The sequence below is a fragment of the Janthinobacterium lividum genome (assembly GCF_034424625.1).
Classification (GTDB): Bacteria; Pseudomonadota; Gammaproteobacteria; order Burkholderiales; family Burkholderiaceae_D; genus Janthinobacterium; species Janthinobacterium lividum.
In genome coordinates this window covers 1,313,922-1,327,558 of the sequence record NZ_CP139976.1, presented here as the reverse complement: position 1 = coordinate 1,327,558, position 13,637 = coordinate 1,313,922, and the positions used below count along the sequence as shown (strand labels likewise).

Annotated in this window: 9 protein-coding genes and 1 pseudogene; 5 read left to right on the top strand and 5 right to left on the bottom strand. The window is 59.4% G+C overall.

Translation table 11 applies throughout. The annotated features are described in order from the left end of the window. The first annotated feature begins 166 nt into the window (after nt 1–166). The 4 genes from U0004_RS06000 (at nt 167) to U0004_RS05985 (ending at nt 4,825) form a co-directional block, all read left to right on the top strand. Nucleotides 167–1,162, top strand: a complete 996-nt coding sequence (locus U0004_RS06000; protein WP_034785587.1) for a BMP family lipoprotein — start codon at nt 167–169, stop codon at nt 1,160–1,162. A gap of 81 nt (nt 1,163–1,243) precedes the next feature. Continuing rightward, nucleotides 1,244–2,773, top strand: coding sequence for an ABC transporter ATP-binding protein (locus U0004_RS05995; RefSeq protein WP_070260161.1), 1,530 nt, complete (start codon nt 1,244–1,246; stop codon nt 2,771–2,773). After that, nucleotides 2,770–3,849: an ABC transporter permease gene (locus U0004_RS05990; protein ID WP_034785591.1), complete on the top strand. Its 1,080-nt coding sequence runs from the start codon at nt 2,770–2,772 to the stop codon at nt 3,847–3,849. The genes U0004_RS05995 and U0004_RS05990 overlap by 4 nt, the downstream gene beginning before the upstream one ends. A gap of 4 nt (nt 3,850–3,853) precedes the next feature. Further along, complete coding sequence (locus U0004_RS05985; protein WP_034754516.1) at nt 3,854–4,825, top strand: ABC transporter permease; 972 nt, start codon at nt 3,854–3,856, stop codon at nt 4,823–4,825. 513 nt (nt 4,826–5,338) lie between these two features. Here U0004_RS05985 and U0004_RS30090 read toward each other — a convergent pair. Then, nucleotides 5,339–5,923 (bottom strand): annotated as a pseudogene (locus U0004_RS30090) (NUDIX domain-containing protein); the annotation flags it as partial. A gap of 75 nt (nt 5,924–5,998) precedes the next feature. On the opposite strand from U0004_RS30090, the gene U0004_RS05975 reads away from it, so the two are divergent. Continuing rightward, nucleotides 5,999–6,763 carry a DeoR/GlpR family DNA-binding transcription regulator gene (locus tag U0004_RS05975; RefSeq protein ID WP_070260166.1) on the top strand — a complete coding sequence of 255 codons (765 nt, stop codon included), beginning with the start codon at nt 5,999–6,001 and terminating at the stop codon, nt 6,761–6,763. Between the two features lie 35 nt (nt 6,764–6,798). Here the strand turns inward: U0004_RS05975 and U0004_RS05970 are convergent, their stop codons facing one another. The 4 genes from U0004_RS05970 to U0004_RS05955 form a co-directional block, all read right to left on the bottom strand. Next, entirely contained in the window at nt 6,799–7,869 is a 1,071-nt protein-coding gene (locus tag U0004_RS05970; RefSeq protein ID WP_070260168.1) for a S1/P1 nuclease, read from the bottom strand. Nucleotides 7,870–7,871: 2 nt separating this feature from the next. After that, nucleotides 7,872–9,101, bottom strand: a complete 1,230-nt coding sequence (locus tag U0004_RS05965) for a phospholipase D-like domain-containing protein (RefSeq protein WP_070260171.1) — start codon at nt 9,099–9,101, stop codon at nt 7,872–7,874. Between the two features lie 18 nt (nt 9,102–9,119). Next, nucleotides 9,120–10,805, bottom strand: coding sequence for a bifunctional metallophosphatase/5'-nucleotidase (locus tag U0004_RS05960; RefSeq protein ID WP_070260173.1), 1,686 nt, complete (start codon nt 10,803–10,805; stop codon nt 9,120–9,122). Nucleotides 10,806–10,963: 158 nt separating this feature from the next. Then, entirely contained in the window at nt 10,964–13,288 is a 2,325-nt protein-coding gene (locus U0004_RS05955) for a TonB-dependent receptor (RefSeq protein ID WP_230522256.1), read from the bottom strand. Nucleotides 13,289–13,637 lie beyond the last annotated feature (349 nt).

Genomic DNA, 13,637 nt, shown 5'->3' with positions numbered 1-13,637 from the left:
ACACTGACGACATAAAAGCATACGAGGCCAGCAATGATCTTGTGCAATACAGTGCAATGTTGATAAGGAATTATCACCTCGTGCATCAAAAACAGGCTAAATCGGCCCCAAATTATATGTTTCACCTATAAAAAATATACAATATCGATCTTCCAGGAGCCAATTCATGAAACTTACACAATTTAGTTTGACGATCGCAGCCGTATTTCTGACTGCTCAAGCGTCCGCGGCTACCCCAAAACTGGGTGTCGTGTATGACGCGGGCGGCAAGTTCGACAAGTCGTTCAACCAATCCGCTTTCGAAGGCGCATCGCGCTTCAAAAAAGACACGGGCATTTCCTTCATCGAAGTGCAGGCATCGAGCGATACGCAGGCTGAACAAGTCATGCGTGGCCTGGCCCGCAAGAAACTCGACATGATCGCCGCCATCGGCTTTGCGCAAACGCAAGCCGTGCAAAAGGTCGCCAAGGAATTCCCGAACGTAAAATTCGTGCTGATCGACGGCCAGGCCGCCGGCAGCAACGTCAATTCCGTCGTCTTCAAGGAAGAAGAAGGTTCCTACCTGGTGGGCGTGGCAGCGGCCATGGCCAGCAAGAGCAAGAAAGTCGGCTTCATCGGCGGCATCGATATTCCACTGATCCGCAACTTCGCCTGCGGCTACGCGCAAGGCGCGAAGGCCGTCAATCCGAAGATGGAAATCACGCAAAACATGGTCGGCACCACGTCCGGCGCCTGGAATGACCCGGCCAAGGGTGGCGAACTGGCCCGCTCGCAATTCGAGCGCGGCGTCGATGTCGTCTTCGCCGTCGCTGGCGGCAGCGGCATGGGTACCCTGCAAATGGCCAAGGAAAAAGGCAAGCTGGCCATCGGCGTCGATTCGAACCAGAATCATCTGTATCCAGGCAGCATCCTGACCTCGATGGTCAAGCGCGTCGACAACACGGTCTACGACAGCTTCATGCAAGTCAAGGACGGCACCTGGAAGGGCGGCGTCAGCTATAAAGGCTTGAAAGAAGGCGGCGTGGATTGGGCGCTCGACGCGAACAACCGCAAGCTGATCACGCCGGAAATCGAAAAGCGCGTGTTGGGTGCGCGTAAGGACATTATCGATGGCAAGATCAAAGTGATCGATTACCGCGTCGGCAGCAGCTGCCCGGTTTAATTTTTCTCCGTATCTTTTAGCGCGCCGCCGGGGCCAGTCTCCGCGCGGCGCGTTTCCATGAAACTATCCAGTTATGAACCTATGCAGCCAGCAGTAGAATTTCGCAGCATTTCCAAGCAGTTTGGACATGTGAAGGCGAACGCCGACGTCAGCTTCTCCATCGCCAAGGGCAGTATCCATGGCCTGGTGGGGGAAAATGGCGCAGGCAAATCGACCTTGATGAGCATCCTGTACGGGTATTACCGTGCCGACGGCGGAGAAATCCTGCTCGACGGAAAAGTACAGCCTATCCGCAACAGCCAGGAAGCGATCAACCTCGGCATTGGCATGGTGCACCAGCATTTCATGCTCGTCGAGAACTTCACCGTCCTCGACAATATCATGCTGGGCACGGAAGGCGGCTTTCGCCTGGCCAGCCACCGCACGGAAGCGGAAGCCAAGCTGCGCGAGATTTGCGCGCGCTACCGCCTCGACGTCGACCCGCTGGCGAAGATCGAAGACCTGTCAGTCGGCGCGCAGCAGCGCGTGGAAATCCTCAAGCAGATTTACCGCAGCGCCAATATCCTGATCCTCGACGAGCCGACGGCCGTGCTGACGGCCCAGGAAACGGCCTCGCTGTTTGAAATCCTGCGCCTGTTCAAGGAACAGGGCAAGACCATCATCCTGATCACGCACAAGCTGCAAGAGATCCTGGAAATCACCGACAACGTCACCGTCATGCGCGGCGGCACGGTGGTGGGCGCCGTTGCCACGGCAACTACCTCGAAAGAGGAACTGGCCAACATGATGGTCGGCCGCCCCATCCAGAGCCACTTGCCGCGTGCCCCATACAATCCGGGCGCCACGGTGCTGGAAGTGGACGGTCTGCAACTGGCCGACGAGCAACAGGTCAAACTGCTGGCCGACATTGGTTTCAACTTGCGCGCCGGCGAAATCGTCGCCATCGCGGGGGTCTCGGGCAATGGCCAGAGCGAGCTGCTGGAAATTCTGTCGGGCATGCGTTTGCCCACCTCGGGCAAGCTGCGTTTTCTCGACAAGGACTTGCCGTTTGCCAAGCGCCACGATGCCGACGGCTTGCCGCTGGCCTTCCGCGAGCTGGGCATCGCCCACATTCCGGAAGACCGCTTGCGCGATGGCGTGGTGAAGAATTTCTCCGTCATGCAAAACACCATCCTCGGCTACCAGGATCACCTGAAAAACCGCTGGGGCCTGTTCAACTTCAAGGCCATCGGCGCCCGCTGCGCGGAACTGCTGAAGACTTTCGACGTGCGCCCGGCCAATCCGGACCTGCGCATCGGCCTGCTGTCGGGCGGTAACCAGCAAAAGGTGGTGATCGCGCGCGAAGTGCTGGCCAAGCCGAAACTAATGCTCGTAGGCCAGCCTACGCGCGGCGTCGACATCGGCACCATCGAAAGCATCCATACGCAATTGCTGGCCCTGCGCGACGCGGGCGTGGCGATCCTGCTGGTGTCCGTTGAACTGGAAGAGGTGCGGGCGCTGGCCGACCGCATTCTCGTCATGTGCGGCGGACGCATCACCGGCGAACTGAAAATTGAAGAATTCGATACCACCCGCATCGGTCTGTTGATGGGGGGAATGCATAAATCATGAATAACGACTTGCCACGCTGGGCGACAGCCTTTGTCATGCCCATGTTAAACCTGCTGTCGGCCTTGCTGGTCGCAGCCCTGGTGATTTATATGCTGGGCGAAGATCCCGCCGAATCGCTGGGTATCCTCGTCAACAGCGCCGTCCTCAATCCGGAAGGCTTGAGCTACACCCTGTTCTACGCCAGCACCTTCATCTTCACGGGCCTGTCGGTGTCCGTGGCGATGCAGGCCGGGCTGTTTAATATCGGTTCCGAAGGCCAAATGTATATCGGCGGCCTGGGCTTGACGGTGGCCATGCTGGCCTTCGACCAGACCCTGCCCGCATGGCTCCTGATTCCAGCCGCCATGATCGGCGCGGCCCTGTTTGGCGCGCTGTGGGGCTTCCTGCCCGGCTACCTGCAAGCGAAGCGCGGCAGCCACATCGTCGTCACCACCATCATGTTCAACTTCATCGCTGCCAGCCTGATGAACTTCGTGATCGTGAAATACCTGATCCCGCCTGGCGAGCAGAACACGGCCAGCCGCGTGTTTGCGGAAAGCGGCGAAATGCCGCGCCTCTCCACCTGGTTCCCGTCGCTGGGCGACACGCCGCTGAACATCAGTTTTATTCTGGCGATCGCCGCGCTGGTGATCTATGGCGTGATGGTGTGGCGCTCGTCATGGGGCTTCAAACTGCGCGCCACGGGCTTGAACAAGCATGCGGCCCACTATGCTGGCGTGTCGATCAGCAAGATGATCATCATCGTCATGCTGATCTCCGGCGCGCTGGCGGGCCTCGGTTCCGTCAATTCCATCATGGGTTCGACGCATTATCTGTCGCTCAATTTCGTCGGCGGCGCCGGCTTCATCGGCATCGCCATCGCCCTGATGGGCCGCCAGCATCCGGTCGGCATCTTTTTGTCGGCCGTGCTGTTCGGTGCGCTGATCCAGGGTGGCTTCGACCTGTCGCTGGAAAAACCGAATATCCCGACGGAAACTTTCATTTTCATCCAGGGCTTGATCATCCTGTTCTGCGGCGCCATGGAAAACTTCTACGCACCGGCCATTTCCGCCCTGCTCAAGCGCACCAAAGGCTAACACCATGACACTCGACGACTTTCAATTCGCCAGCATCCTGGTATCGACCGTGCGCAATGCGCCCGTCCTGATCTTTGCCGCCATGGCCGGCCTGTTTGCCGAACGCAGCGGCATGATCGACATCGGCCTGGAAGGCAAGATCCTGGCCAGCGCCTTCGCTTCCGCCGCCGTGGCCTACACGACGCAAAACCCGTATTACGGCATGGCTGCCGGCATGCTCGTGTGCGTCGCCTTGGCCTTGCTGCAGGCTTACGTCAGCATTACGCAAAAGGGCAACCAGCTGGTGGCCGGCATGGCGATCAATATCGCCATGAGCGGGCTGACGTTCGTGCTGGCGCAGTTCTTCTTCCAGCAAGGCGGCCGCACGCCCGACCTCGGTTCGGCGCGGCTGTTCGACGTGGTCTTACCGGGCACACAGTACGTGGAGCACATTCCCTTCATCGGCTGGGTATATGCCCACCTGATCGGCGGCCATTCCATCCTCGTCTATGTGGCGTTCCTGCTGATCCCGCTCGTGCACTGGCTGCTGTACCACACGCGCTTCGGCCTGCGTCTGCGCGCCTGCGGCGAAAACCCGCATGCGGCCGATTCGGCTGGCGTGAGCGTGGAGGCGACGCGCTACCTTGCCATGCTGGTGGCCGGCATCCTGTGCTCGTTCTCGGGCGCCTACCTGGCCATCGTGCAAAGCGGCTTCTTCTTGCGCGACATGTCGGCCGGCGCCGGCTACCTGGCCTTGACGGCCATGGTTTTCGGCAACTGGCGTCCCGTCTACACCTTCCTCGGCTGCCTGATGTTCGGCTTCTTTGCCGCCATCCAGATCCAGATTGAAGGCGTGGACTTGCCCGTCGTGGGCCGCATCCCCGGCTCGCTGATCCAGATGGTGCCATACGTCGTCACCGTGATCGTGCTGGCGGGCTTGATGGCGAAATCCATCGCGCCAAAAGCTATCGGCATCCCCTTTGTAAAATCGCGTTAAGAGCACCTGAGAAAATACCCATGGCGTCGTTGCCTTGCCTCGTCGTACATTCGTACTGCCTTCGGCAAGACGCCTAGCCCTGGGCATTTTTCAGGCGCCCCCTGAAATGACAAAAAGCGAAGCCCGCGGGCTTCGCTTTTTTTACGCCTGCGAAATCTCATCCAGCGAGAAAAACACAGGCAGACCCAGGCTGCGCGCCACCGCCACCATCTGGTCCGCCCCAGCCGATGCGCCACCGAGACGCAGCACGGCATCACAATGGCTCAATAAACGCGTCGCATGCGCGTGGAACAACTCTTCATACACGGCGTCGCCCACCCGGGTGGAACCGGCCAGCGCCAGCATGGGCAAGGCCAGCCATTCACCGAGCACGGGCATGTGTCCCTTGGCATACAGGGGCAGGCAGACGGCTTGCATGGCGTCCACATTGCGCTGCATCAAGAGCGGATCGTCGCCCGTGCCTGAACGGTAGGGGCCGGCAACCAGTATCTGCATGCCCTGATTCACCGGCATCAGTTGCAATTGCGCATGCTGCAGCAGCATGATGGTCTTGCCATCGCAGATGCGCCCATCGGCCACCATCTGCAGCGCCTGCGCGAGGGGCAGTTCCAGCACTTCGATATCCTCGCCCTCGTGCGCCAGACCGCCGCCGTCGCCGATGCGACTGGCCGGATCATATTCGCCGACAAAGAAATGCAGGCGTTCCGTCACGGAACCAGGACTCATGAAAGCCTGGAATATCTTTTGCACCTGCCCCACCCGGTAACCGGTTTCCTCTTCCACCTCGGCGCGGATGCGCTCTTCAGCACTGGCTTCTTCCAGCAAGCCGGCCGCTGATTCGATGAGGAAACCGTCGTGACCTTCGCGGTAGGTGGGAAAACGGAACTGGCGGATCAAAATCACCGTGCGTTTTACCTTGTTGTAAAGCAGGATGGTGGCGCCATCGCCGCGGTCATAGGTTTCCCGCGTCTGCGTCTGCCATTCGCCATCGTGGCGCAGATAGTCGAACGTGGTCTTTTGCAATAGATACCAGTCGTGCGACAGGGTCTGCACCTGCTGGATGCGTACCCTCTCCTGCCCCAAATTGTCTTCGCGCATATCGTCTCCTTGTGCTTGTATTTTCCGACTTTATCATGCAAACTCGTGCAATATCAAGAATTAACAAGAAAAACCATGCTGACACATCAACGCAAACAATATCTGCTGGATTTGCTCCAGCGCGAAGGGCAGATCGTCGCCAAGGCCGTCAGCGATAGCCTGGGCTTGTCGGAAGACACGATACGGCGCGACCTGCGCGAGCTGGCAAAAGAAGGACTATTGGAGCGTGTGCATGGCGGCGCCCTGCCCTTGCTGCCGCGCTCGCCCGCGCTGGCGCCGTTTGCGGGACGCGAACAGATCTCCCCCGAAGCCAAGCCCGCCATCGGCCGCGCGGCGGGCGCCATGATACAAACGGGACAAGTGGTATTCCTCGATGGCGGCACGACCGTCGTGCAGCTGGCGCGCCAGCTGCCGCGCGACTTGCGCGCCACCATCGTCACGCACAGCCCGTCGATTGCCGTCGAACTGGTGAATCACCCATCGATCGAAGTGCTGATGCTGGGCGGGCGCCTGTACAAACACTCGATCGTGGGCGTCGGCGCGGCGACCGTGGAAGCCATCGGCCGCATCCGCGCCGACCTGTATTTCATGGGCGTGTCCAGCCTGCATCCGCAAGCGGGCATCACCACCGGCGATTATGAGGAAGCATGCGTGAAGCGCGCACTGAGCGCGGCGTCAAGCCGCACTGTCGTGCTGGCTTCGCCGGAAAAGTTCAATACGGCCTCGCCGTTCCAGATCGCCCCCTTGAGCCAGGTCAACGACATCATCGTGCACCGCGACGTGGATGATGCGCTGGTCGCGCCCTACCGCGAGATGGGAATCGCCGTCATCCTGGCATGAAAAAAGCGGCCCGCAGGCCGCTTTCGAATGCCATCTTACTGCGGCCAGATCGCCTGCAGCACGGCCGCCAGGTGATAGCCGCCCTCGATCAGCTGCTGCTTCGCCAGCGCCGAGCTGGGCACCGGATAATTATCGGGCACCGTCAAGGTCCAGACGTTGTAGACCTCGCCCTTGCGGCTGGTCTGCTGCGTGGCAGGGCCAGCCACCACGTCCGTGAAAGCAATCTTTGACGCCGCCAGCGAGGCATCGGCCCACTGATACGGCCAGGTGGCGGGGTCGCCGCTATTGGCGCTCACCACAGGCGCGCTGGCGATCACCGTGCGGGCGAACTGCTGCGGCGTGCACGTGCTCAGGCGGCGCATGGCATAGTCGACCACGGTCGTGTCCCAGTACGAATGCAGGGGCTTGGTGGGCGACTTCGGATACGCGCTGGCTGGCTTGGCCGTGCCCTCTTCCGCCGGCAGCGGCGCGGGAATCACGGCATCGGACAGCGCCGTCATCTTCGCATCGTCGAGCAGCAAATCGTTGCCGCCGCGCGCATTGAAAATGGCGATGTCGTCGATCTGCGCCTGCGTGGCGGGCACAAAGAACTGGCCATCCTTGCCGAGAAACGCATTGCCAACATGCAGTGGCTGATGGATATCGCCTACCAGGTGCGTGATCAGGATCAGGGCTTCGCGCTGGCTGAAGCCGTGCGGATTGCTGGCCGCGTCAGCCTTGCCTTGCAACACCAGGATCGCCTGCTTGAGCGTTTGCACGATATCGTCGTCGGCCGTGCCTACGCCATGGTCATGGTAGTGCGCGTTCTGGAACGGCACATTCGTGTAATGGTATTCGCCATGTTTCGGATTCGCCGCCACATAGCTCAGCATTTCCGGCGATTGCGGACCGCAATACGTGCCCTTCACGCAATCGGGCCAGTTGGCGATCTTTTCCAGGCTTTCGCCAGGCAACAGCAACTTGGCCACCTGTGCCTGGGCCGCGCTACCCTTGAGCAATTGATCGGCAATGGCGCCCACGGCGCGGTGGCCGTCATTACCCCACGCCAGCACATTGCCGGAAGCGAAAGCGGCACCCAGCGCCAGCACGCACAGTAATTTTTTCATGTTCACTCCTTGCCTTGCGGCGCGGCCTTGGCTGGTTTCGGATACTGCTTGTTGATGTCGATGGGCTGCGCATACGCCGAGCTCCACGTCTGCTCATGCAGCGCGGCAATGCGCTGCGCCATCTGTTCGTTGCGCAGCACCACTTCCAGGTTGCGCGACAAGTCGAAATAACCGCCTGCCCAGTTGCTCGTGCCGACCCAGGCCAGCTTGCCGTCGATGCTCATGGTCTTGCTGTGGATCACGCGCGCGAACGGGATAAAACCCGTCGACGCCGTGGGTATCGTCACGATGCGGATTTCCACGTTCGGCACCAGGGCCAGGCTTTTCAGGTAGGCGATGGCCGGCGCTTCCGTGTTCCAGGCGGACACCATCAGCTTGATTTTCACGCCGCGCTGGGCGGCTGCGCGCACGGCGTTGTCGATCACGGCGTAGTACGGACGCGTGCGGTTCGGGCCGTAGGACAGCGGCGCATAATCGAGCAGCTGGATGCGCACTTCGCTTTTCGCTTCCGCCAACAAGGCGGGCAAGCCTGTTTCCGAGTCGCCCACACCGGCCGGGTTGTACGCATTCGGGCTGGCCAGCAGGAAAGCGTTTTGCGCGTAATTGGCCGGCACGACCTTGCTGTTGAGCACCGTGGCGCGGCTGCCTTGCGACGTCAATGCCTGCGCCTGCCAATCCTGCTCGAAAATGGCTTGCACCTGGCTCACCATGGCCGGATCCGTGATCTTCAAGCCCGTCTCATGGATGTGCTCGAACGAGCGCCAGTCGAAATTCTGGCTGCCGATGTACGCCACCTGGCCATCGACGGCCAGGTATTTCGCATGCACGATGCCGTTGCCCGTGATTTTATTGAAGTCGATGAGGCGCAAGTCCAGGTTCGGAATCGCCTTGATCCAGGTGATGGTGGCCGCTTCCGACAGGCCCACGCCCTTCTGGTCCAGCAGGAAACGGATCTTCACGCCGCGCTGGCCGGCGGCCGTCAGGCTGGCCAGCACCTTTTCAAAAGCCGTGCCCGGCTTGCTGACGGCGTAGAACTGGGCGATGACGATTTCTTTCTTGGCCGAATCAAACAGCTCGCTCCACACGGCGACGGGTTCGCGCAGGTCGGGATTCGCCAAGCTCGTTTCCACGGGCGAAGTGTGCACCAGCTCAAAGCCGGGAATGGTGAAATCCGCGTGGGCCGTGCCCGCGAACAGGGTAGTGACGAGCAGGGAAACAAATAAACGACGCATGGTTTTTCCTTGTAAAGATTATTGGACGCGCACGATGCGGCCGGCCGCCGTGGCGCTGCCAGCCGGTTTGCCGACGCGCGCACGGTCGATCAGGTAATTGCTGAAGGCGTCGATGTCGCGCACGCCCGTGTCGAGCCGGCGCGTGCCGGCCGCCAGCACCGTGAAACGGTCGCCGCCGCCGGCCAGGAAACTGTTGGCGGCGACACGGTATTGTTGATTGTCTTCAAGAGGGCTGCCATTGAGCATGATGCTGCCCGGCAGCACGCGCTGGCCCTGCGGCCGCGTGCTGTCCCAGCGGTAACTAAAACCTTCGGACACTTGCAACAGGTTGCCCTCGCCTGCCTCTTCGCCCGGCCATTGCTGCTCGAGCAAGGTACGGATTTGCGCGCCGGAAAGACTCACGACGATCAGGGTATTGCCGAACGGTACCACGGCCTGGTTCTGGCCCGCGTTCGTCATCAGGTCGGCACCAGCTTCCAGGTCCTTGCGGATGCCGCCATTATTCATCAGGCCGATTTGCGCACCGGCAGCGCGCGCGCCGAACAGGGTGCTGTCGGCCACCAGGTCGCCCAGCGGGGAAGCGCCGCCGCCCTTGGTGCTGCGGCCCACGTTCGGCACGGCGATACTGGCCACGGGACGCGACAATTCAGCCGCACTGCGCTGCTTGACCGATTCCAGGTAGGCTGCCACGGCCGGGTCCGGCTCATACATGCCTGGCAGCATGACGACGTTTTGCGCGCTGGCATCGATCACCGCATTCTTGACGGGATCGACCTTGAGCTTGATGCGCGTCAGCATGTGTCCGCCCATCTGCGCCTGGGTCACCAGGCGGCCATCGACACGGCACAGATAACCCTGGTGCGAATGGCCGCTGATGACCAGCTGAATCGCCGGGTCGAGACGTTTCACGACATCCACCACTTCGCCCTTCAGATGGCTGCAGTCGGGCCGGTCGACGGCTTCCTTGGTCTCGCCGCCCTGGTGCAGCAGCACCACGAACACGCCCACGCCCTGCGCGCGCAGTTGCGGCAAGGTGGCGTTGATGGCGTCCGCTTCATCGCCAAACTGCAGGCCGGCAATGCCGGCGGCCGTCACTACGGACGGCGTATCCTTCAGCACGGCGCCGATCAGGCCCACCTTGACGCCATGCGCCTCTTCGATGCGGTAGGCGGGCAACAGGGACTTGCCCGTTTGCGTGTCGATGACATTGGCCGCCATATAGGTATAGCTGGCGCCCTTGAAGTCCGGCGTGAATTTGCAAGCCTTGTCGGCGCGCGATGATTCACAGCCGCCGCGCTGCTGGCGCAGCAATTCCGCCTTGCCCTGGTCAAATTCATGGTTGCCTACGGAACTGGCCTTCATGCCCAGCATGTTCATGGCGACGATGCTCGGCTCGTCCGCCCACAGCGCCGACATGGCGGGACTGGCGCCGACCAGGTCGCCATTGCCGACAAAGATCAGCTGCGCATCTTCGCGCCGCCACGCCGTCAATGCGCCGGACAAGGTATCGATGCCGCCGGCCTGCACCGTCTTGCGCTCGGCATCGGCAACGCTCGTGTAGGTAAATTTGCTGCGGTCGAGGTTGCCGTGAAAATCGTTCAGGGCGACCAGGTTGATATCGACGGGCGCCACGGGATGGGTGGCGCAACCGGTCATGGCGGCGGCGATGGCCACCGCGATCAGGGATAAGGGCAGTGTTTTCATAGGCTTCGCAGCATAGCGCAACGGCCGGGGTACGGCATTGCGCAAACGGGTTAAACAAGGTCCGGCTGCACAACGCCGCCAGAAAAGAAAAACGGGCCCTGAGGCCCGTTGCAACACATCGCGCGCAGCCTGGCCTGCAGGCTGCGCGTCAGCGTCGATTAGATATCGATCGACAGGGTGACCGATACGAAGCGTGGTGCGCCCAGGTAGTAACGCTGGGTATCAACCGACGTCGTCACGCCAGCGATAGGCTGGGTGTTCTTGACGGTGGTCGAGGACGGATTGCGGTACTGCTTGTCCGTGATGTTGCTCAGGTTAAATGTCAGCTTGGGACGCTTGATGTAACCGAAGTTGGCAAAGGTGTAGCCGCCATCGATACCGAAGGTGGTGTAGCCTGGTGCCGTTTCATCATTGACCATCGATGCTTGCTGCTGGCCGGTGGCGCGCGCTTTCACGCGGGTCCAGAACGAACCATTCTGGTACTCGATCGACAGGCCGGCTTTCTTCTTCGGCGTGTTGATCATTTCCTTGCCAGCAGTCGGCAGGTACACATTCGTCGCGGACAGCATGTCGTCCTTGATTTTGCTGTTATTGAAACCCAGCGAACCGTACATTGCCCAGCCATTGATCGGCGTATTGCCGATTTCAAATTCCAGACCTTTGTTGCTGACGCGGCCCACGTTGGTGTAGCTGCTCGACTGCGTGATTGGATCGAAGGTGGTTGCCTGGCGGTCCTTGAAGTCGACGAAGAACGCCGTCACCGAAGCGATGAACTTGTCATCCTGGTGGCGATAGCCGATATCGGTATTCCACGACGATTCTTGTTTCACATCACCAACAAAGTTGGCAACGCCATTGACCACTTTCACGCTGGTGCCGATGTTGCCGAACACGAAGTTAGGTGGTGCTTTGACGTTTTTGGCGACCGAAATGAACAATTGATCGTCGTTGGTGATGCGGTAACGGGCACCCAGTTGCGGCAGCAGGGTGTTGTATTTCTTGATCAGGTTGTACGGCTTGACGTTGTTGTTTTCGTCGCCGTAGTTGGTGAAGTCACGCTTCACGTTCGGGCTACGTACGCCGATATTGATCTTCAGCTTGTCATCGTTCAGGCTGATCGTGTCTTGCAGGAAGAACTGATAAGCGGTCGAAATCGACATCCAGTTACGGCTTTGCGCTGGCGTGCCATCCGGACGCAGGATCTGGCCGTTTTGCAGCCAAGGATCTTGCGAGATACCATCATTGCTCAATGCCAGCATCGGGCCCGTTTGCTGATGGCGAGCGCGCTCGTACCAGAAGCCACCGAGCACATCGTGGTTACCGGACGACCAGTTCAGCGACGCGGTCACGCCTGGGCGGAAGGTCTTGGTGACGCTGGCGTTAGCGACCAGAACGGTGTCGAGGGTGTCGCCGTCACCGTTCAAGTCCACGGTGCCATTACGCATGCCAGTGGCTGCGTCATAGAAAGCTTTTTCCGACTGGGCGCGCTGTTGCACGCCGCCATTACCATAGCCGTACCAGATGTATGGCAGTACTTTCAGGTCCAGGTTCTCGTTCAGGCGGAACTTGGCCGTTGCCGATGCGATGGCATTCTTGAACGGGTTGATGCCCAGCTTGTAGAAGGCTGGCGACTGCGTGGTTTCCACTTGGGCAGTGCCTTTGACCGGCTTCAGATGGCCTTTGAAGGTATCGGCATAGTCGAAGTTATAACCGTTCTTGTTGATTTCAGCCAAGGTCAGGTTATTGATGTTGTTGTTCATCGCCTCGTTGTACAGCAAGGTGGCGTGAATATAGTTGAAACGGTCCCAGTCGTAGTTGATGCCGGCATCGATATGGTCGCGCTTGGCGCCGCCCTTGCCTTTCCATTTGTCGGCTTCAGCATGCGAAGCGGACACGAACATCTTGGTGCGCTTGTCCGAGAACAGGCCGGTGTCGACGCGCACGAAGGTTTTCTTCATGTTCAGTTGACCGATGGTCTGCATCATGCGCAGGCGGTGCTTGTCTTCAGGATTGCAGGTGTTGATACCGAAGTTGCCGCCGGTGGCGCCCACTTGTGGCGAATCGGCATCGGTCGAACCCTGGGTCACGGTTTGCGAGCAGGTATTTTCCTGGTCAACATATTCTTGTGGGTAGATGGCAAAACTACCGGAGTCATTCACCGGCACGCCATTGATCGTGGCGCCGATCTGGTCGGAGTTAAAGCCGCGCAGTGTCAGGCCGCCGCCGAACAGGCCAGTTGCATCGTAGTTGTAGCTATTAACAGCTGGCAACATCTCCAGGGCTTCGTACGCATTGCCCGTTGGACGTTGCTTTTCCAGTTCTTCTGCCGTAATCGTGCTGCGTGCCTTTGGAGCATCTTCCGTCACCATCAGGCCCATACCGGTTTTTTTCGCGGTAATGACCACTTTTGCGGCTTCGCCGTCGGTTTGCGCATGCGCAGTGGAGATGCCGAAGCAAGCCAATTGGCATGCCACTGCGATCATACTTAGTCGCAATTTTGGTTGTTGAATGAACTGCATTTGAACCCCCTAGAGTGTGTTGTAACTTACAAGATTTTGACTTGCTTATATTGTGGTGAAACACGGAAACTATCCAACTAGACACGGCAGTATAAAGATCGAATATTTCAAATCCATTACACGGATATGACCGCAATGTGACAGGAGCCGCTAGACATCCTGAATTGTCACAAAAGCGATATCAAAAATGACTTATTCAATTCTTCGCCGTCCAACTATGCATTAAGGTCTGTAGGCTGACAAATACGTTTTTTTTTAGTAATTTATATATAAAAAATATAAATCACCGCTGGAAGCCGCATTTTTTGTATCA

Excerpts from the sequence above, each read along its gene's own strand:
- U0004_RS06000 (WP_034785587.1), top strand. The coding sequence starts at position 167 with ATGAAACTTACACAATTTAGTTTGACGATCGCAGCCGTATTTCTGACT.
- U0004_RS05990 (WP_034785591.1), top strand. The coding sequence starts at position 2,770 with ATGAATAACGACTTGCCACGCTGGGCGACAGCCTTTGTCATGCCCATG.
- U0004_RS05955 (WP_230522256.1), bottom strand. The coding sequence starts at position 13,288 with ATGATCGCAGTGGCATGCCAATTGGCTTGCTTCGGCATCTCCACTGCG.
- U0004_RS05985 (WP_034754516.1), top strand. The coding sequence starts at position 3,854 with ATGACACTCGACGACTTTCAATTCGCCAGCATCCTGGTATCGACCGTG.
- U0004_RS05995 (WP_070260161.1), top strand. The coding sequence starts at position 1,244 with ATGCAGCCAGCAGTAGAATTTCGCAGCATTTCCAAGCAGTTTGGACAT.
- U0004_RS05975 (WP_070260166.1), top strand. The coding sequence starts at position 5,999 with ATGCTGACACATCAACGCAAACAATATCTGCTGGATTTGCTCCAGCGC.
- U0004_RS05965 (WP_070260171.1), bottom strand. The coding sequence starts at position 9,101 with ATGCGTCGTTTATTTGTTTCCCTGCTCGTCACTACCCTGTTCGCGGGC.
- U0004_RS05970 (WP_070260168.1), bottom strand. The coding sequence starts at position 7,869 with ATGAAAAAATTACTGTGCGTGCTGGCGCTGGGTGCCGCTTTCGCTTCC.
- U0004_RS05960 (WP_070260173.1), bottom strand. The coding sequence starts at position 10,805 with ATGAAAACACTGCCCTTATCCCTGATCGCGGTGGCCATCGCCGCCGCC.